The organism is Flavobacterium suzhouense, from assembly GCF_042684765.1.
Classification (GTDB): Bacteria; Bacteroidota; Bacteroidia; order Flavobacteriales; family Flavobacteriaceae; genus Flavobacterium; species Flavobacterium suzhouense.
In genome coordinates, this window is sequence record NZ_JBHUMD010000012.1 from 8,055 (window position 1) to 28,408 (window position 20,354).

Here is a 20,354-nt window from a genome sequence, read left to right on the forward strand (position 1 = left end):
CGCTACAGGTACAGACCTAAAATGGTATGCGGCTGCTAATGATGGTACTGAGCTTGCTTCTACAGAAGCGATAACTACAGGTAACTACTTTGTGTCGCAAACGCTAAACAACTGTGAGAGTACAAGAACTCAGGTAGCAGTAACTGTAAATGTTACTCCTGCTCCTACAGCAACAGCTCTTTCTTTCTGTAATACTGCAACGGTAGCACAACTTACAGCTACTGGTACAAACCTTAAATGGTATGCTGCTGCTAATGGTGGTACTGAGCTTGCTTCAACTGCTACGGTTACAACAGGTAACTACTTCGTGTCGCAAACATTAAACAACTGCGAGAGTACAAGGACTCAGGTAGCGGTAACTGTAAATGTTACTCCTGCTCCTATTGCAATAACTCTTAGTTTCTGTAATACTGCAATGGTAGCACAACTTACTGCTACCGGTACAAACCTTAAATGGTATGCTGCTGCTAATGGTGGTACTGAGCTTGCTTCAACTGCTACCGTTACAACAGGTAACTACTTCGTATCGCAAACGCTAAACAACTGTGAGAGTACAAGAACTCAGGTAGCAGTAACTGTAAATGTTACTCCTGCTCCTACTGCAACAGCACTTACCTTCTGTAATGCTGCAACAGTAGCGCAACTTACCGCTACAGGTACAAACCTTAAATGGTATGTGGCTGCTAATGGTGGTACTGAGCTTGCTTCAACGACGGCGGTTACAACAGGTAATTACTTCGTATCGCAAACACTTAACAACTGCGAGAGTACAAGGACTCAGGTAGCGGTAACTGTAAATGTTACTCCTGCTCCTACAGCAACAGCTCTTTCTTTCTGTAATACTGCAACGGTAGCACAACTAACTGCTACAGGTACAAGCCTGAAATGGTATGCGGCTGCTAATGGTGGTACTGAGTTTGCTTCAACTGCTACGGTTACAACAGGTAACTACTTCGTGTCGCAAACATTAAACAACTGCGAGAGTACAAGGACTCAGGTAGCAGTAACTGTAAATGTTACTCCTGCTCCTACAGCAACAGCACTTAGCTTTGTAAATGAGGCGACAGTTGCAGACCTGACAGCTTCAGGTACTGATCTAAAATGGTATACAGCCTCAACAGGAGGCTCGGAACTAGCAGATACAACACCGCTTGCATCAGGAAGCTACTTTGTATCACAAACAATTAATGGTTGTGAAAGTAGCAGAACGGAAGTGATTGTAACAATTACAATAGAGATCCCTACTCCACCGGCACCGGTTGCAACGGATCTTGAATTCTGTAATGCTGCAACGGTTGCGGATCTTACAGCTGAAGGTACAGATTTAAAATGGTATGATATTGCAACAGGCGGTATTGAACTATCATTAAATAATGAGCTTTCTACAGGTAGTTATTTCGTAACGCAAACCGTAAATGGTGTAGAAAGTGAGAGAACAGAGATAGAAGTGACCATAAATGTAACAGCGCTTCCGGAAGTGATGCCATTAACATTCTGCCAGATAGCAAATACTGCTGATCTAACAGCAACAGGTACAAACCTGAAATGGTATACAACTGATAACGGTGATACAGAAATAACAGAAAACATCCTGCTTTCTAACGGTAATTATTATGTTTCGCAAACCTTGAACGGATGCGAAAGTTTAAGAGCTATGGTTCCGGTTACTATAAATGTTACTACATTACCTTTAGCCGAAAACCAAACTTTCTGTGAAGGAGCTACAATTGCTGAACTTACAGCAACTATTACCGGTGAAAACCTAAGTATTTATGAATCACTAACTGCGGATACCCCTCTTAGCGAAAACACGGTAATAACTTCAGCTAGTTATTTCATATCGCAAACCATAAACGGATGCGAAAGTCAGCTTAAAGAAGTGGTTGTTACAATACATTCTACAGATGCACCTGTGGGTAATACAGAACAAATATTTACTGAAGAAGAACATACAATTGCAGATCTTGTTGCAGAGGGACAAAACATAAAATGGTATGCCACAGAAGCTGATGCGCTTTCGGGCGAGAATGCTTTACCTGAAACTACCGTTCTGACATCTGAAACAACATACTTCGCAACCCAGACAATAGACGGATGTGAAAGTAATTCTGTTCTTGCAGTAACCGTAACACTAACACTTGGACGTGATGACGTAAATAAGTTCAGCTTTAGTTATTTCCCTAATCCTGTAACAGACAGACTTCAGATTATTTCTGATGAATATCTTACAGCGGTAAAAGTATTCTCATTAACCGGTCAATTGGTTATTGACAAACAAACGGATACTCAAAATGCAATTATTGACATGTCAAATTTAGAGTCGGGAGTTTATATCCTGAAACTAAACTTTGGAGATGTTGAGAAAACAGTAAGAATAGTGAGAAAAAAATAGTTTGTTTAAATAGTTTCTATCCAGTACAGGCTGCCAATTGGCAGCCTGTACTTATTATAAAACAACCAAAAAATGCTAGTTTACAAAAAAGAAAAGATTCGTTTATAAACACTTAACAACAATGCTTTTCTAAAAGTGTTAAATAACCATGCCGTAACTATTTGGCAATATTTATTTAGGCATAGCACAGAACGCTATTTATAATTTTACACCAAATAAAAACAATCAGAAAATGAAACAAATTTACGTTTTAGCTGCTGCACTAGCGCTAACTGCAGTAACTGCAAATGCACAGGACAATCTTATTATAAATGGTGATTTCGAAAACTGGACAGGTACAAATCCTGAAAATTTTGATCCAGCAGGAACTACTGTTCTTTATAACGACCTTATCACTAAAGAAACAACAACATCTCAGAGCGGTAACGCTGTTAAACAGCAATCTAAAGCTCAGGGAACTACACAATACCTTGAATACAGTGACCTTATACCTGTTGTACCTGGACACAGCTATACTATCAGCTACTGGTATTTAGACAACGATACTCAGGCAAGAACAAGACTATGGTCAAGTTGGCTTGATGCTTCTAATACAGCTCTTGCAACAGCTTTACAATCAAACATACAGCTATCTGACTATTCTGTAGACGGTGCTAACTGGGTAAATCAAACTGTAACTGTAACTGCACCGGAAGGAGCTGCTAAAATAAGATACCAGATAAGAGCATACCATCAGGATGGTGCAAGCGGAGGTTACATCTATTATGATAACCTATCGTTTGTAGACAATACAATTGCTGGTGTAAACGACAATAACATTGAAGGTCTTCTAATGTTCCCTAATCCTGTTTCTGACAGTGTATTAAACATCACTTCATCTGCTAATACTGAAAAAACTGTAGCTATATATGATATGCTTGGCAAACAGGTTCTTGCTACAACAGTAAACAACGGAACTGTAGATGTATCTAACCTTACTGCAGGTATTTATGTTGTAAACATTACTGAAGAAGGTAAGACTGCTACAAAAAAATTAATTAAAAAATAATTAGGCTTATATTTTTTAAGAGCATCCCGTCCTGGGGTGCTCTTTTTTATTTGTACCTGTTGCAACCATGAAAAAAAGTTTACTCCCGCTATGCTTATTAGGGTTATTCGGCCTTTGCAAAGTAACCGCGCAACAGCATTTACAGGTTAATGATTCCTATAGTGCGGAACAACTTGTAAATGCCTTAATTGATAATTCCTGTGCACAGGTTTCTAATATTAACATACAGGGATCTCACGGAAATAAAAGTTATGGCCATTTTACCAATGGCTCAAATACTTTTCCCTTTACAAACGGAATTGTTTTAAGCACCGGATTTGCTACATCTGCAACAGGACCTAACAATTCTCTCCTTAGCGAAGGCTCCACAGACTGGTTAGGCGATAACGATCTTGAAATCGCCCTTGGTGTAAGTAATACCATAAACGCTACTGTACTTGAATTTGATTTTATACCCTATACCGACAAAATAAGTTTTGATTATATCTTTTCGTCAGAGCAATACCTTACCAGCATTACCTCTCAAAATCAATGCAACTATACTGACGGCTTTGCCTTTTTAATAAAAGAAGCCTCAGGTAATACACCTTATACAAATCTTGCTGTTGTTCCCGACACAAACATACCTGTAAAAGTAAATACTGTAAGAGGCCTAGGAGTATGTCCTTCAGCTAATGAGCAGTATTTCGACAGCTTTAATGATTTTGAACATCCAACAAATTTTAATGGGCAGACTGTAATCCTACAGGCCAAAACCGATGTTATGCCCGGCACGACTTATCATATAAAACTCGTTGTTGCCGATCAGGGAAACAACCTTTATGACTCAGCTATCTTTTTAGGAGGTGGCAGCTTTAAAAATGTTACCGATCTGGGAGCTGATCGATTATTTGAAACTAACAATCCTTTATGCTCGGGAGAAACAATTCAATTAAATGCCTTCACACCTAATGCAACCGGCTATAAATGGTATAAAGATGATGTTTTACAACCTGTTACCTCATCAACATACAATATTACTTCGGGAGGTAATTATAGTGTAATTGTTGAATTTGGACTAGGCTGTACCTCTACCGGAAAAATCAGAATAGAAGAAAGTAACCCTCCAGTAGTTTCAGCATATACATTAATTCAATGTGATGACAATAATGATGGAATAACAACATACAATCTCGACCTTGCTTATAATATGGTCACAAACAATGATACATCACTTTTTGTATATTATTACCTAAACATGAATGATGCTCAAACAAGCAGTAACCATATAACAAACACAGCATCATTTCACAACAGTACGCCAAATCAAATCATCTACGCACAGGTAATGACACCTTACAGCTGTTTCAGCATAAGCCCAATAACCTTAGTAACATCCAATAATACACTGATTACTCCCTCGCCTATAGACAGCTGTGACGACTATGGCACCGATGACGGGATCACTATATTTGATTTAACCCAACGCGAATCACAAATACTACAGAACCTCCCATCAGGCTTAAGCCTTCAGTATTTTATATCTGCTAATGACGCTTTATTAGCTATTAACCCAATTGCAGATCCACAGAATTTTATAAATACAACTCCTGGCCACCAAACAATTTATGCCCGCATATACAGTAGTGGAGATTGTTACGGAATTGTACCAATAGAACTTTTAGTATACTCATTTGGTAGCGACCTTAATGATGAAGAAATTACACTTTGTGAAAACAAAACTCTTATCCTTGATGCCGGAAACAGCTATACCTCCTATGAATGGAGTACAAATCCGCCACAGTACTCTCAAAGAATTTCAATAAACGAACCAGGAAACTATTCTGTAACTGTAACAAACAACCATGGATGCGCCGGGACAAAAAATTTTATTATTACCCCCTCGGGCAAAGCCACAGGTGCCAATGTAATAATTGATGATTTTAAAGGCGAGAATAACATTGTAACTATAGAACCTGTTGGAAACGGTAATTATGAATTCTCTCTGGATGACAAAAATTATCAGGACATTAACACTTTCAACCATCTCCCCTCAGGAAAGTATAAAGCTTACATAAGGGATAAGAATGGCTGTGGAACATTAGAACTGGATTTTTTCATTCTTGATTATCCACGTTTCTTTACACCCAACAATGATACTATTAATGATGTCTGGACAATACGTTACCTAAACTTTATATCGGAAGCCGAAGTATATATTTTTGACCGATACGGAAAAGTTATTACAGGTTTCAAAGGATCCGGTAGTTGGGACGGGACTTTGAATGGAAAACCATTACCTGCAACAGATTACTGGTTTGTAATTACCATTAACAGCAGAAGCATTAAAGGACACTTTTCCTTAATGCGATAAAAATACCCCCAAATAGTGTTTAACTTTTTGGGGGCAGTTCAAAATGAGGCTTTTTTTATTTTTGCTTTATCAGATAAACATAAACCGGTAAGTGATCACTATAACCTATATCACCATTCCAGTTCCTGTTAGGATATCCTTTATATTGACCTGAAGATTGCAACAGATAAGGTTTTTTAAACACACCGCCTTTCCAATACCTGTAAGTAGTATAATCTTTTCTGATCAATGGCTCAGTAATTATGATTTGATCAAAAAGATCCCAGGCATCCCTGTAGGCAAGTGTACCTACACCGTCTTTAGACATTTGCTCCATTGGGTTAAACATACCGTGTGCCTTTACATCTTCTTTTTTTCCTTTAGCTCCTAGTACCTTTTTTATACTTTTATTATACGGTCCATCATTAAGGTCACCCATTGTAATAAGTTTCAAATCCGGATTGATCTTATATAAAGAATCTATTGTCTTTACATTCAGGGCAGCTGCGGCTTCACGCAAATGACTACTGGCCGCTTCTCCACCCCTTCTCGAAGGCCAGTGATTAACAATAAAACTTACCTCTTCACCATCCAACAAACCAGTTACCAATAGCTGATCCCTGGTATATATCCTCTTTGACTCACTATCTGCTTCAGAATTGTCTTCAGAATCTACCTTATCCAGACTAGCAACCGCTGCCTTTTTACTATCAGGTTTGGCAAAATCATCATAAATATATAACGGTATATTTATAAAGCTGGTTGGTTTAAAGTGTTTCTTCTGGTACAAAAGAGCAGTATCAATACCTCGTCTGTCCGGCGAATCAAATTGTACAATACCATAATCTTTAGAAGCAAGTTGCGGATCTTTAACCAAAGCCTCCAAAACTCTTCTGTTTTCAATTTCTGCCAAGCCAATAACCGTTGGAGAATTAGGATTCTCATCAGTACCTATTAATGAAATAACCTTAGCAAGGTTATTAACCTTTTTTCTAAAATTCTTAGCGGTGTATACCCACTCATCATCATTTGTTTTTGGATCGTTAATAGTGTCGTAAAAGTTCTCGACATTATAAAAAGCGATTGTGTGAACTTTGAATTGTTTTTCCTGTGCCTTTAGCCCGAATAATGTAGAAATAACGAAAGCTAAGGTTAAATAATTTTTAATCATTTTGACGAATATTATGTAAATATCAAGTTTAGTTTAAACCCTGCGACAAAAGTAAATAGGATAATCAAAACATCTAATTTTGTGCCCGTTAAGAAATTTTTAACTTAATGATTGGAGATTAACTTTACTTAAATTTATGAAAAAAACGCTACTCGGCCTTTTGCTTTTTCTGCAGGTCATAACGTGTTGGGCACAACAGGTTTCGCAGGTAAAAGGTACCGTAATCGATTCTAAATCGAAAAAACCATTGCAGGATATTGCTGCAACCCTTCAAAGCACAAATCTAACCGTTACAACAAATGCAGAAGGGGTATTTATCTTTGAAAATATAGCCGAAGGAAAACAGGCTATTGTAGTTCAGAGTGCCGGCTATGCACCAAAAACATTCAATTTGGAAATTAAGTCCGGACAACAGGCAGATCTTGGAATTATTTCTCTTGAATTAGACATAACTTCAGAACAGGAACTAAGCCTTATCACCATTACAGAAAATGACCTGGGTGATGATAACAGTGGATCTGAAAACACCGCAGGATTACTACAGGCATCACGAGATACATATCAGCAGGCTGCTGCCTTTAACTGGGGTTTAGCCCGTTTCAGGATAAGAGGTCTTGACAATGAATATGGTGTTACCATGATAAATGGTATAGTAATGAATAAAATATATGACGGAAGACCTCAATGGAGTAACTGGGGAGGTCTTAATGATGCTACCAGAAACCAGGAGTTCACTATGGGTTCGGCACCGTCTGATTATACTTTTGGTGGACTTTTGGGTACTCAGGAAATTAATACAAGGGCATCTATATACCGCCCGGGTACGCGTGTCTCATTCTCAGGCACTAATACAAATTACAGCTGGAGAGGAATGGGTACTTATGCTTCCGGGCTAAACAAAGACGGAATTGCATTTGTAATTTCAGGCTCAAGAAGATGGTCTACAGAGGGTTATTTTGAAGGTACCGATTATAGTGCCAATTCATTCTTTGCCAGTGTAGAAAAACGTTTTGGCGATAGTCACAGTCTTAACTTTACAAGTATTTATGCTGAAAACAGCAGAGGAAAAAATTCTCCTAATACACAAGAGGTTACTAACTTAGTTGGAGAAAAATACAACTCATACTGGGGATGGCAAAATGGCAAAAAAAAGAACTCAAGAGACAAAGATGTTGATGAACCTGTCTTAATGCTAAGCCATTTCTGGAAAATAAGCGAAAAAAGCACACTAAATACAAATGTTGCTTACCAGTTCGGAAAAATTGGCAACAGTCGTATTGACTATCAGGATGCCGATAATCCTGATCCTACTTATTACAGGAATTTACCGAGTTATTATACTTCTCAATACACAGATTCTAACAATCCTGAAGATTATTATCCCGGAGGTGTTGGTGGAAAATATATTGGTAATGATGAAGACATAGTAAGGATAGCTGATAAAACAAGAGAAGATTTTAAAGCTAATTCTCAAATTGACTGGGATGGAATGTATACAGCTAATACAACAGCGATTACCGATGCAAATGGTAATATTATAGGACGAGCACCTTCTAAAAGTAAATATGTATTGTATGAAGACAGAACAGATGATAAACTATTTACGGCTAACAGTATTTTTCACTCACAGCTTACGGATCACTTAAGTCTTGATGGTGGAGTGACTTATAAAAACCTGAAATCTCATAACTTCCAGAATCTTCTTGATCTTCTTGGTGGAACGCATTATGATGATATAGACTCTTTTTATAGTGGTAACCAGGCACAATCTGATTTGAATAATCCAAACAGACAAGTAGGTGTTGGTGATACTTTTGGTTACAACTATAACCTTCTGGCAAATACCATTGACGCTTTTGCTCAGGGAAGATTTACATATAGCAAAGCAGATTTTTATGTTGCTGCAAACTATACCCGATCAGATTATCAAAGAGACGGATTGTACAGAAATGGTATATACGCAAACAACTCTTTTGGAAAAAGTGAAAAGGTAAACTTTGACAATTTAGGTTTTAAAGCAGGTACTAACTATAAAATAACAGGAAGACATATGCTTACCCTTAATGGTATTTATATGACCAAAGCTCCTACCCTTAGAAACACTTTTCCTAATGCAAGGCTAAACAACAGTATTGTAGACGGTTTGGATAGTGAAACCATTTATGGTGGTGATCTTAGCTACATTATTAGAGCCCCTAAATTAAAAGCAAGATTAACAGGTTTTTACTCAGAGATACAAAACGCTACAGAAACATCATTTTTCTTTGCAGAAGGTATTGTTGAAGCAGATGATTCGGCAGATTCAAATGCCTTTATCGCCGAAACAGTTACAGATATAAATAAAAGGCAAATGGGTATTGAAATGGGTATAGAATACCAGTTCACTCCTACTATTAAGGCTATGGCTTCGGCTTCATACGGTCAGTATACTTACTCAAATAATCCTACCGTAAGCATCAACAACGATGGTATCGCTGCAGATCTTATTGAAACAAATCCCGGAGATGTAAATACTTCAGTAACTAACTTTGGTCAAGCATATCTTAAAGATTATAAACTACCGGGTATGCCACAACAAGCCTACTCTTTAGGAATTGAGTACAGAGATCCTAAATTCTGGTGGATTGGTGCTAATGGAAACTATCTGGCAAGTAACTACATAGATGTATCTGCCTTATTAAGAACAGATCACTTTTTGATAAACCCTGAAACAGGCTATCAATTCGGTGAAATTACAGATACCCGCACAAGACAGTTATTAAAACAGGAAAAATTTGATGGCTTCTTTTTAGTTAACCTTACCGGTGGTAAGTCATGGAAAATAGGAAATAACACTTTTGGATTCTTCGCAAGCATCAACAACCTTTTTGATGTTTCATACAAAACAGGTGGCTTCGAACAGGCAAGAAATGCTAATTACAGACAATTAAATCAGGACGTTTCAAGCGGAACTCCTTCTTTCGGTCCTAGGTACTTTTATGGATACGGCAGGACATATTTTGTTAACCTTTATATAAATCTTTAAAAAAAATATACTATGAAAACAGTTTTTAATAAATCAGTGATTGCATTGATACTAGCATCAGGCTTACTACTGACAAGCTGTATAAATGAAGACGATTACGATACTCCTACGCTTGATTGCCCTGAAAATTATATTTCAACAACATTAGAGCCTCAACAGGTTCCCGCTCCTGCAGTAGCAGCAAAATATACAAAAGAAGATGTTATAGCTGCTTATGTAGTATCAACGGATATTGAGGGTAACTTCTTTAAATCAGTTTCACTACAAACTGCCGACGGATCATTTGGTTTTAGCGTTCCGGCTGATGTAACGTCTATCTTCAAAAGAATGGAACCGGGACGTATGGTGTATGTAAAATTAAATGATGATTTTATTTATACTGACAAAAAATTTGGTTCTCTAAGAATTGGTGCCCTGTATCAGGGAGAAGTAGGAAGGTTGGCACCTGCAGATTTCAGAGAAGTCATTGTACCTTCTTGTACTATTATTCCTGAAGACCAGTTAGTACAAAAGTTAACAATTCAGGAAGCTTTAAAAGACGCCCGAATTAATACACTTATTGAACTTCAGAATGTAGAGTTCGTTAAAGAATCTGTATACGATACTTACTATGACGCCAGCAATGCAATTGGTGGTGCTACTAACCACTATCTTGAAGACGCAACAGGAAGAAGGGTTATTTTCAGAACAAGTGAGTTTACGGCTTATGCTTCACATACTGTTCCAAAAGAATCAGGAACTGTTAGAGGTGTAATGACTAAATATAATGACGATTACCAGTTTATTGCCCGTACTGAGGCTGATATAAAACTTACAGAAGCAAGATTTGGTGAAGCTCCACCGGAACCGGGACAAAGCCAGTCTGCTCAGGTGGGTTCTGCTCTTGCTTACACTGGAAGTCTGACAGAAGGCTTTGATAGCTATGCGCTTAATGCATCTTCTTTTCCAAAATACATTACTGATTATACAGTAGGTAACAGATACTGGCAGGTTAAACAGTTCCCTGCCGGTACAGGTAACAAATATATTGAGATGACTTCGTTTTCTGGATCAAGTACTCCGGGTGTAGATTCTAAAACGTATTTCTTTGTACCTGTAGATTTTACAGCAGCAAATACATTTAGCTTTAGTAAAGAGATACGATATATGACAGGAGAAGCTTTAAAAGTATATTATATTAAAGATGCAGATTATCAGGCAGGTTTTGATATTGACGAAACTAAACTTGTAGATATCACCAGTAGCTTCACTAATTTAATTTACCCTGCAAGCGGACAATCTCAAAATTCATTTACAACAGCAGGATCTTACAGCATCCCTGCAACACTTACCGGAAATGGTTATTTTGTTTTTGAATATACCGGATCGGCTAACGTTACAACCACAATTCAGATTGATGATATAGCTATAAACTAATCCATTTAGTTAGAATTAAAAAATCCATTTTACTTAATTGTAAAATGGATTTTTTATTTAGGGTTTTAAAAGAACTTAATCTCATAAAAAAAGAGGCTGTTTTAGGCAGCCTCTTTTGCTTTAAAATAGATTTACTCCTCTTCAACGCTATTCATCGCTTTCATAAGCAACGAATAAGCATTCTTAATAACCAGCTCTGAATTTGCAGACACTTTTTCAGAACTTATTTGCTTCATACCATTTTGAACAATACCAACAGTTACCGGTATCATTTCATAGCTGTTTTCTATTTTATGTTCAAAAACATAATTTTTGCCTTGCCACTCTGTTACGGCTTCTTCAGGTACAGTCAGCGATTTTTTATTGGATATGCTAACGTCTGCATTAACAAACTGCCCGGGAAGCAATGCGCTGTCATACCTGTCCAGTTTACAAATAATCTCTGCTGCCCTGTCACCATTAAGGCTTTGGTTAATGTACATAACTTTAGCAGATAACTTATCGCTGCTTCGATCGTTTAGATACACCTCAACCTTTTGACCTGTTTTAAGATAAGGTATATCTTTTTCAAAAGCATTGAATGTTAACACAATATCCTGCACATTTATAAGTTCAAAAAGCATTTCAGTAGCTGCAATATACTTCCCTACGTTTACATTTACTTTAGACACCAAACCGTTAACCGGTGAAACGATAGATAAGGATTTAGAAATTGTTGAAGCGGTAAGCCTTGACGGATTTACCCCCAGCAACGTCAATTTTTGACTTAATGATACCATGGTAATCCTATGTGTCTCTTTTTCGGCTGTTACCTGTTCAAAAAGCTTATCACTACTGGCTTTCTTTGCATTAAGTTCTTTTTGTCTGTTATATTCCATTTCCGAGAGTCTGAACTGCTCTTTTGCAGTAAGATAATCCTGTTGCAGCTGAATGTACTGCATATCTTCAATAACTGCCAAAACCTGTCCTTTTTGAACCTGCATACCGGGCATCAGGTTTGTTTTCCTTATGTATCCGCCAAGTGGAAAAGTAACATGTACAATACTTTGGGGGGGTACGGTAACGCTACCCTGTAACTGAATGGTACCACTCAGTTCCTTCTCCAGAGGTTTTCCTGTTTCTATGCCCGCATTTTTTGCCTGTTCAGTTGTGAGTTCAACCACGTTAGCAGCAGCAGTCGCAGGTTGTTTTTCAGTACTGGTTTCAGTTTCTTTTTTTCCACATGAAAACAATGTGGTACAAGCTAATATTGATACTATATAGCGTTTCATGATATTACAAATTGTTTAAGGTTTGCAGCACGATAACTGCCTTGTTATAATTATTTACAGTATCCAGATATTCATTTTTAATGGTAATGGCCTGATTTACCACCAGTACCCATTGCAGATAATCGATATCACCATTAGTAAACTGGCTATTTGCAGCATCTATAATAGTTTGTGCATTAGCCAGGCCGTCAGTTTCATAGTAATGCAAACTCTCCCTGAATTTTACAACCTCTTTATGAGCGTTGACCAATTGGGTAGTCAGTTCTGTTTTTACAGCTTCGTTTTGCGATTCCATATTTTGCCACTCGGCTTTAGCCGCTTTGTTTTTCGCCGACTGGCTACCAAAGAACAGCGGTATGCTAAGTCCCGCTGTAACATAACTAAATCGGTTTCCTGGTCCATAATAGCTGTCATTACCCGCCTTGTCAGTCTGATAACCTGTAATGCTCAGGTTATTATAACCAAGAGTAATATCCGGAAGCATACGTGCACGTTCAGACTTCCATCTCCATTTAGCAGCTTCTGCCTCCGACCGGGATAATTTAGACAACGGAAGATTACCGGCATCTGCCATTTCCAATGGAATTGCGAACTGAATTTTTATACTGTCTGTTTGAGGTGTATACACAAGGCTGTCCTGAAGAATAGTATTAAATGATCTTGAAGCGATTTCAATATCCTGCCTGATCATATTGAGCTGGTTTGTATAAAACTGCCTTGCCGATTGTGACGCACTTTTTTCCAATACATTGGTCTCCCCTACTTTAAACCTTAATTGGGACTTTTCCTCCATAAGACGGTAAACGCTGTCGGCATAGTGCAATAATTCCTTTTTGCTTTCAAGCCACACCAATTCATAAAACAAGGTTCTTACATTAGCTTTCACTTCTTGCAAAGTAAGCTGTGATTGTGCCTGGGCTGCATTATAATTTTCGGTAAGTGCTTTCTTTTGCCTTGAATACACTGTGGGAAAATTAAAACTCTGAATTATACTAAAACGGGTATCATTCATACGGCTGTTAAACTGTCCATAATCACCATCTATAACTGTTTTAGGGATATCATAGCCTGATTTAGACCTGTACTCCTGAGAGCGTTCGTTATGCTTTGCCGCCTGTAAACGTTTATTGTTTTTTGTGGCAATTTCTTCAGCCTTTATTAAAGGCACTTTAACAGGTTCCTGGGCTTTAACGCCAAATACTGTAAAAAGTGTGATAAGCAAAACCGTGGCTTTATTTTGCGTTTTATTTTTCATCTTTTTTCTGAATATTTTAGCATGGTAGGTCATAAGATAAATGGCCGGCAGTACAAAAAGAGTAAGCAGGGTTGCTGTAACAAGACCTCCTATAACTACAGTTGCCAACGGTCGTTGTACCTCTGCTCCTGCACCATTGCTTAATGCCATTGGCAGGAAACCTAATGATGCAACGGCCGCAGTCATCAGTACCGGGCGAAGCCTGTTTTTTGTACCGGTAAGTATTATATCTGAAGGATTGGTAATTTCTCCCTGTTTCTGGATACGGTTGAATTCTGATATCAAAACAATTCCGTTAAGTACTGCGACTCCAAACAATGCTATAAAACCAACTCCTGCCGAAATACTGAAAGGCATATCCCTAAGGGTAAGGGCAAAAACACCACCAATAGCCGAAAGTGGAATTGCAGTAAAAATGATGATACCTTCTTTAAATGACCTGAAGGCAAAATACAACAGTGCAAAAATCATTAGTAAAGCTGCCGGAACTGCTACCCCCAACCTGCTTTTTGCCTGTTGCAGGTTTTCAAATGCCCCTCCATAGGTTACATAATACCCGGGATCGAATTTGATTTCAGCATTTACCTTTTTTTGAAGCTCATCTACAATGCTCTGAACATCACGTCCTCTAACATTAAATCCTATTATTATTCTTCGTTTAGCATCTTCACGCTGAATCTGGTTTGGCCCTTCTACCTCATTTACTGAAGCAACCTGATACAATGGTATTTGCGCACCTGATGGCGTTGCAACCAATAAATTGCGTACATCATTGATATCTTTCCTTCCGCTGTTCCCTATACGAACTACAAGATCAAACCGTTTTTCACCTTCATAAATATTACCGGCTACTGCACCTGCAAAAGCTGCATTTACAGTACGATTTATGTCCTCTACATACAAACCGTACTTAGCCATTTCTGCCCAATTATAGTCTATAACAATTTGAGGCATACCGGTTACTTTTTCTACATATAGGTCTGCAGTTCCTTTTACAGTTCTGCTTATAGCCCCTAACTGCTCTGAATATTTTGCAAGCTTGTCTAAATCTTCTCCGTATATTTTACAAACCACATCCTGTTTAGCTCCGGTCATCAGCTCATTAAACCGCATCTGAACCGGATACTGAAAACCGGTTGAAACTCCCGGGGCAACATTTTGTATGGTTTCACCCATCTTTTCTGCCAGCTCAGGAAATGACGAGGCGCTTATCCACTCTGATTTGTCTTTAAGCACAATAATCACATCCCCTCCTTCAATCGGCATTGGATCGGTAGGAATTTCGGCACTTCCTATCCTTGAAACAACCTGTTTTACTTCAGGATATTTCTTTTTAAGTTCGGCAGAAATCTTTACAATAGTTTCAGTTGTAGTGGTAAGGTTTGTTCCTAAAAGCAAACGGGTTTCTACAGCAAAATCTCCTTCTTCAAGTTGAGGAATGAATTCGCCTCCCATCCTGCTAAAAAGAAACAGTGCCAAAGCAAACAATACAACTGCAGTGGCAACTACTGTCTTACGAATCTTTAAGGCTTTAACCAGCCAGCCTTCATACCAGCCCTCTAGCTTTGCCATAACCCTGTCGGACAAGTTAGGTTTGTGACTGATTTTTTTACTGATAAAAAGGGCACTAACCATAGGTACATAGGTTAACGACAATATAAAAGCTCCTAAAATGGCAAATGCAACCGTTTGAGCCATAGGTTTAAACATTTTACCTTCTATACCTTGTAATGATAATATAGGCAGGTAAACAATAAGGATGATTATTTGTCCAAAAACAGCAGCATTCATCATTCGCGCAGCCGATCCGGTAACTTCTTTATCCATATCTTCCTGAGATATGCTATTTACTGATTTATATTTCTTTGCTGAATGAAGGTGATGTAAAATAGCTTCAACTATAATTACGGCTCCATCTACAATAAGTCCGAAATCAAGTGCTCCAAGGCTCATCAGGTTACCACTCACTCCAAAAGTGTTCATCATGATAATGGCAAAAAGCATAGACAAAGGTATTACTGATGCTACTATAAATCCTGCTCTTAAGTTACCCAGGAAAAGCACCAGTACCAGTACTACTATCAAGGCACCTTCAACAAGATTCTTTTCTACAGTGCCAATGGCATTATCAACCATTTTGGTACGGTCAAGAAAAGGTTCAATCTTTAAGCCCTCCGGAAGTATCTTTTCAACCTCAGCTACTTTTTTCTTAACGCTAACGATTACATTGTTGGCATTTTCTCCTTTAAGCATCATCACGATACCACCTACGGCTTCACCGGTTTCATTGGTAAGCGCACCATAACGAATTGCCGAAGACAGTTTTACCTCAGCAATATTTTTTATAAGCACCGGTGTGCCTGCCATGGTAGATTTTACAACTATATTCTCTACATCCTGCATGCTTTTGGCAAGACCAACACTTCGAATGTAAGATACTGTAGGCCCTTTTTCTATATAGGCTCCACCAGTATTTTGATTGCTTCGGCTAAGTGCTGTAAATACATCGCTTATGGTTAAGTTTTGTGCTTTTAATTTAGCCGGATTAACAGCTACTTCATATTGCTTTAACTTTCCTCCAAAAGTAGACACATCGGCTATACCGGGAGTTCCCAGCAATTGCCTTCTGACTGTCCAGTCCTGTATGGTTCGTAAATCTTCTAATGAGAATTTGTTTTCATAGCCCGGCTGTGGTTTTAGCACATACTGGTATATTTCGCCAAGACCTGTAGTTACAGGTCCCATTTCGGGCGTATTGGCATTCTCATCAATCTCAACTTTCTGAAGTCTTTCTGCTACCTGCTGACGAGCCCAGTATACATCAGTATCATCTTCAAAAACTATGGTCACTACTGATAGCCCAAAACGCGAAATACTCCGGCTTTCTTTAAGTTGAGGAATGTTACTTATCGCCTGTTCTATTGGAAAAGTTATCAGGCGCTCTACATCTTCAGCACCCAATGAAGGCGCAGTAGTTATAATCTGTACCTGATTGTTAGTGATGTCAGGTACGGCATCAATAGGTAAACGGCTTACTTCATACACCCCGTAGACAATCCACAGCAATGTGAAGACACCAATTGCCAGTTTATTCTTAACTGAAAATTGAATTATTTTATTAAGCATAATATCGTATTGGAAATAAATAATATACATACCCACCGACACTAAAGTGCCTGAGCATTATTTTAAAATCCGGAAAAAGATATTAGGCAATAGGAGGCCTGAACAAAGCTCCTAAATGAGGATTGTGAAGAAAATTATTTTTGTAATGATTCTCTACCTGAGAATCTATTGGTGTAATTCTGACCGAAGAAGAATAGAAACGATTTGGTAAAAACACAAAATGTGTTACATCATGATGATCTAGTTTTTTATAAGGCAACTGCATATCACGGTCTTCATCATTATCTTTTGTGTTCCTGCTTCCATAATGTTGAGCAAGGAATTCACCAAAACCAATATCTGCGTTTCGTTGCTGATGTTCCATAAAATGCTGCACCAGCACAGGAACCTTTAATAGCTCTTCAAAAAAAGAGGTATTAAGGTTAACCAGGAAAATCAGTATGTAAACACAAAGCTTTTTCACGATGGCAAAGGTATAACAGCCTGCATAAACTCACAATGGTTTTACTGTTAATTATAGGTTAGTAATAATACGCAATTTGCTCTCTAAATCTGGAAACAATTAGGAATCTCAAAATTTTAAAACCGTTTTAATTTCATGCAGCAATCATGTTGACGGCTTTCAATTAAACGTTACCTGATATTTATCATTTTTTTACAATGCTCTCTATGATACTTTTGATATTGAAAAATCAAATTATATGGAAACATCAATAGTACAAAAATATAATGTTCCCGGTCCAAGGTATACCAGTTATCCTACTGTACCTTATTGGGATAATGGAAACTTTTCGGAACAGATTTGGAAAGAAAGCGCTATACGTTCCTTTAAAGAAAGTAACGCCAAAGAAGGTATAAGCTTATATATTCACCTTCCATTTTGTGAAAGCATGTGTACCTTTTGCGGCTGCAACAAGCGAATTACAAAAAGACACGAAACTGAGATACCTTACATAAATGCGATTCTTAAAGAATGGGCAATGTACAGAAGCCTGTTTAAAACAAGACCGCTCATAAAAGAATTACATCTTGGCGGAGGAACACCAACTTTTTTTAGCCCCGAAAATCTAAAAAAACTAATAAACGGCATATTTGAGCTTGCAATAGCTGCTCCCGGATATGAATTTAGTTTTGAGGGACACCCCAACAATACTACAAGAGAACATTTGCAGGTACTCTATAATCTTGGATTCAGGCGTGTGAGTTTTGGTGTGCAGGATTATGATGAAACCGTGCAAAAAGCTATTAACAGAATACAACCTTACAGCAATGTGGCCAATGTTACCTTAATGGCAAGGGAAATTGGCTATACATCCATTAGTCATGATCTGGTGTTTGGACTTCCATTCCAGACTATTGAAACTATGGTAGATACCATTGAAAAAACCAAAGCGCTGGAACCTGATCGTATCGCCTTTTACAGTTATGCACACACTCCATGGATGAAAGGTAATGGACAACGTGGTTATGACGAAAATAACCTTCCAAAGGATGAAGAAAAAAGAAGGTTGTATGAAATTGGAAAAATGATTCTGAATAAAGAGGGATACCATGAGTTAGGAATGGATCATTTTGCATTAAAAAGCGACAGCCTTTACCAATCATACCAACAAGGTAGCATGCACCGCAATTTTATGGGATATAGTTCCTCAAAAACACAACTAATGATTGGATTGGGGGTTTCTGCAATAAGTGATAGCTGGTATGGGTTTGCACAAAACGAAAAAAATCTTGAAGATTACTATATGAGAATTGAAGATAATGAGCTTCCGGTATACAGAGGCCATGTTCTCACTGCAGAAGATCTCATTATACGCAAACACATACTTAACCTGATGTGTAATTTTGAGACATCCTGGTGCAATGAAAATGAATTTTTGCCGGACTTACTGGAAATTGTACTGAGTCTGGAAGAAATGAAAAATGACGAGCTTATTGAGTTCAGTAAAGACCACATTAAGGTTACTGAAAAAGGAAAACCTTATGTAAGGAACATCTGTATGGCATTTGACCTAAGAATGCGGAGAAAATTACCCAATACCCAATTATTCTCCATGGTGATATAAAAAAATCCTCCTTTAAAAAGGAGGATTTTTTTATTTGCAAACAGAGCCCTGTTGTACAAAAAGACTGAAATCGGATGGTGATATGTAAGGAATACCTAATCCGAGACCACGAACAATAAATAACATTCCCATAAATACCATAGCATAAGGAACCAGCTTATTTAATGTGTTTCGCTGTTTAGGAGTAAACATACCGCCTGCAAAAACAACAATACTCATTAACGGTATGGTTCCTATTCCATATAAGATCATGTAAAGTACACCATAGCTAACATCCTGCATTGCTATAGCACCAAACAATGCTGCATATACAAGACCGCAGGGTAATAATCCGTTGAGCAGGCCAATCATAAAAAAGGTTTTATTATTTCGTTGCTTCAGCCTGCTGCCAAGGCCGGTTTTAATTTTCGAGATAATTCGGTAAACCGGTTTGGAAAAATTATACTGCGCAAACTTATTTTCCGGTATCATCACTATGATAATAATCACAATACCTGCTATGATAGATAACTGCTGCTGAATCCCGGCAAGGCTTAAAACCTTTCCGGCAATCCCGAAAAAGGCACCTAATATTCCATAAGAGAACAGCCTGCCTGTATGATACAATAAAAGCTGTAATACTCTCTTGGCCTCATTATTCCTGTCAAGCGGCAGCATCATGGCAATAGGGCCACACATACCTATACAATGGAGGCTGGATAATAAACCTAATATAAGTGCTGAAAAAAGCATCTGTATTAATTTAGTAAATGACAGGCATATATAAAATATCTGCCTGTCATTATCTTTAATTTGAAATCTATTCCAGGTTAAGCATCTGTTTATTCAGATAGCTTTTACCGTGATATTGCCAATCGGTAATAATGTCCCAGCGGCCGCCTGCCAAATCACTTTTAGGTATGAGCAGATGATTAGACGTGGATAATGCTATCTGGAGTTCATTATCCAACTTTTGGTCAGACGGCCTGTATAGGGACACTTTTCCTTTTATATCGTTTGGAGTAAAATCTTCAGGAAAGGTTATCAATATACCTTCCTCAGTATCTTCAATTTTTACTTTTTGATCAAGTTGTGCTGCATTGGCTTCTTTATTCAGCACATCTTGTAATATTCTTTCCTGTTTGTAGTAATCTTCCACAACCAGTTCGTTGTCATATTTTGAATCGCTTTGCACCCTGAATACAAAAAAGAGTATAAAACTCATAAACAGTACAAATGCTATAACTATTCCCGTTCCCCAATTTATTTTCAT

At 37.9% G+C, this 20,354-nt stretch carries 12 protein-coding genes; 6 read left to right on the forward strand and 6 right to left on the reverse strand.

Going from position 1 to position 20,354, the window contains the following annotated elements:
- The 3 genes from ACFSR3_RS08585 to ACFSR3_RS08595 all read left to right on the forward strand — a co-directional run.
- A partial coding sequence (locus ACFSR3_RS08585) for an Ig-like domain-containing protein (RefSeq protein WP_379820605.1) occupies positions 1-2,392 on the forward strand: 2,392 nt, incomplete at its 5' end.
- Between the two features lie 232 nt (positions 2,393-2,624).
- Entirely contained in the window at positions 2,625-3,440 is an 816-nt protein-coding gene (locus ACFSR3_RS08590) for a T9SS type A sorting domain-containing protein (protein ID WP_379820606.1), read from the forward strand.
- Between the two features lie 67 nt (positions 3,441-3,507).
- Complete coding sequence (locus tag ACFSR3_RS08595; RefSeq protein WP_379820607.1) at positions 3,508-5,793, forward strand: T9SS type B sorting domain-containing protein; 2,286 nt, start codon at positions 3,508-3,510, stop codon at positions 5,791-5,793.
- Between the two features lie 55 nt (positions 5,794-5,848).
- Here ACFSR3_RS08595 and ACFSR3_RS08600 read toward each other — a convergent pair whose 3' ends face one another.
- Positions 5,849-6,943 carry an endonuclease/exonuclease/phosphatase family protein gene (locus ACFSR3_RS08600; RefSeq protein ID WP_379820608.1) on the reverse strand — a complete coding sequence of 365 codons (1,095 nt, stop codon included), beginning with the start codon at positions 6,941-6,943 and terminating at the stop codon, positions 5,849-5,851.
- A gap of 136 nt (positions 6,944-7,079) precedes the next feature.
- Between ACFSR3_RS08600 and ACFSR3_RS08605 the strand changes: the two genes are divergently transcribed.
- Both ACFSR3_RS08605 and ACFSR3_RS08610 read left to right on the forward strand, forming a co-directional pair.
- Positions 7,080-9,968: a carboxypeptidase-like regulatory domain-containing protein gene (locus ACFSR3_RS08605; protein WP_379820609.1), complete on the forward strand. Its 2,889-nt coding sequence runs from the start codon at positions 7,080-7,082 to the stop codon at positions 9,966-9,968.
- Positions 9,969-9,980: 12 nt separating this feature from the next.
- On the forward strand, positions 9,981-11,384 hold the full coding sequence (locus ACFSR3_RS08610) for a DUF5689 domain-containing protein (protein WP_379820610.1): 1,404 nt from the start codon (positions 9,981-9,983) through the stop codon (positions 11,382-11,384).
- A 131-nt stretch (positions 11,385-11,515) separates the two neighbouring features.
- Here the strand turns inward: ACFSR3_RS08610 and ACFSR3_RS08615 are convergent, their stop codons facing one another.
- From ACFSR3_RS08615 to ACFSR3_RS08625, 3 genes are all read right to left on the reverse strand, one after another.
- Positions 11,516-12,655 (reverse strand): efflux RND transporter periplasmic adaptor subunit, encoded by a 1,140-nt coding sequence (locus tag ACFSR3_RS08615; protein WP_379820611.1) that lies wholly within the window; start codon positions 12,653-12,655, stop codon positions 11,516-11,518.
- 4 nt (positions 12,656-12,659) lie between these two features.
- Positions 12,660-17,036 carry a CusA/CzcA family heavy metal efflux RND transporter gene (locus tag ACFSR3_RS08620; protein ID WP_379820612.1) on the reverse strand — a complete coding sequence of 1,459 codons (4,377 nt, stop codon included), beginning with the start codon at positions 17,034-17,036 and terminating at the stop codon, positions 12,660-12,662.
- Positions 17,037-17,118: 82 nt separating this feature from the next.
- Entirely contained in the window at positions 17,119-17,499 is a 381-nt protein-coding gene (locus ACFSR3_RS08625) for a hypothetical protein (RefSeq protein WP_379820613.1), read from the reverse strand.
- A 238-nt stretch (positions 17,500-17,737) separates the two neighbouring features.
- Here ACFSR3_RS08625 and hemN point away from each other — a divergent pair, with 238 nt between their 5' ends.
- The gene (hemN, locus tag ACFSR3_RS08630) at positions 17,738-19,102 is read left to right on the forward strand and encodes an oxygen-independent coproporphyrinogen III oxidase (protein WP_379820614.1); all 1,365 of its coding nucleotides are present in this window, start codon (positions 17,738-17,740) and stop codon (positions 19,100-19,102) included.
- A 30-nt stretch (positions 19,103-19,132) separates the two neighbouring features.
- On the opposite strand, the gene ACFSR3_RS08635 is transcribed toward hemN, so the two are convergent.
- Both ACFSR3_RS08635 and ACFSR3_RS08640 read right to left on the reverse strand, forming a co-directional pair.
- Positions 19,133-19,834: a sulfite exporter TauE/SafE family protein gene (locus ACFSR3_RS08635; protein WP_379820615.1), complete on the reverse strand. Its 702-nt coding sequence runs from the start codon at positions 19,832-19,834 to the stop codon at positions 19,133-19,135.
- A gap of 67 nt (positions 19,835-19,901) precedes the next feature.
- Complete coding sequence (locus tag ACFSR3_RS08640; RefSeq protein ID WP_379820616.1) at positions 19,902-20,354, reverse strand: FixH family protein; 453 nt, start codon at positions 20,352-20,354, stop codon at positions 19,902-19,904.

Bases quoted from the DNA above. Each gene is read 5' to 3' on its own strand.
- ACFSR3_RS08590 (WP_379820606.1), top strand. From the start codon at position 2,625: ATGAAACAAATTTACGTTTTAGCTGCTGCACTAGCGCTAACTGCAGTA.
- ACFSR3_RS08595 (WP_379820607.1), top strand. From the start codon at position 3,508: ATGAAAAAAAGTTTACTCCCGCTATGCTTATTAGGGTTATTCGGCCTT.
- ACFSR3_RS08600 (WP_379820608.1), bottom strand. From the start codon at position 6,943: ATGATTAAAAATTATTTAACCTTAGCTTTCGTTATTTCTACATTATTC.
- ACFSR3_RS08605 (WP_379820609.1), top strand. From the start codon at position 7,080: ATGAAAAAAACGCTACTCGGCCTTTTGCTTTTTCTGCAGGTCATAACG.
- ACFSR3_RS08610 (WP_379820610.1), top strand. From the start codon at position 9,981: ATGAAAACAGTTTTTAATAAATCAGTGATTGCATTGATACTAGCATCA.
- ACFSR3_RS08615 (WP_379820611.1), bottom strand. From the start codon at position 12,655: ATGAAACGCTATATAGTATCAATATTAGCTTGTACCACATTGTTTTCA.
- ACFSR3_RS08620 (WP_379820612.1), bottom strand. From the start codon at position 17,036: ATGCTTAATAAAATAATTCAATTTTCAGTTAAGAATAAACTGGCAATT.
- hemN (WP_379820614.1), top strand. From the start codon at position 17,738: ATGGAAACATCAATAGTACAAAAATATAATGTTCCCGGTCCAAGGTAT.
- ACFSR3_RS08635 (WP_379820615.1), bottom strand. From the start codon at position 19,834: ATGCTTTTTTCAGCACTTATATTAGGTTTATTATCCAGCCTCCATTGT.
- ACFSR3_RS08640 (WP_379820616.1), bottom strand. From the start codon at position 20,354: ATGAAAATAAATTGGGGAACGGGAATAGTTATAGCATTTGTACTGTTT.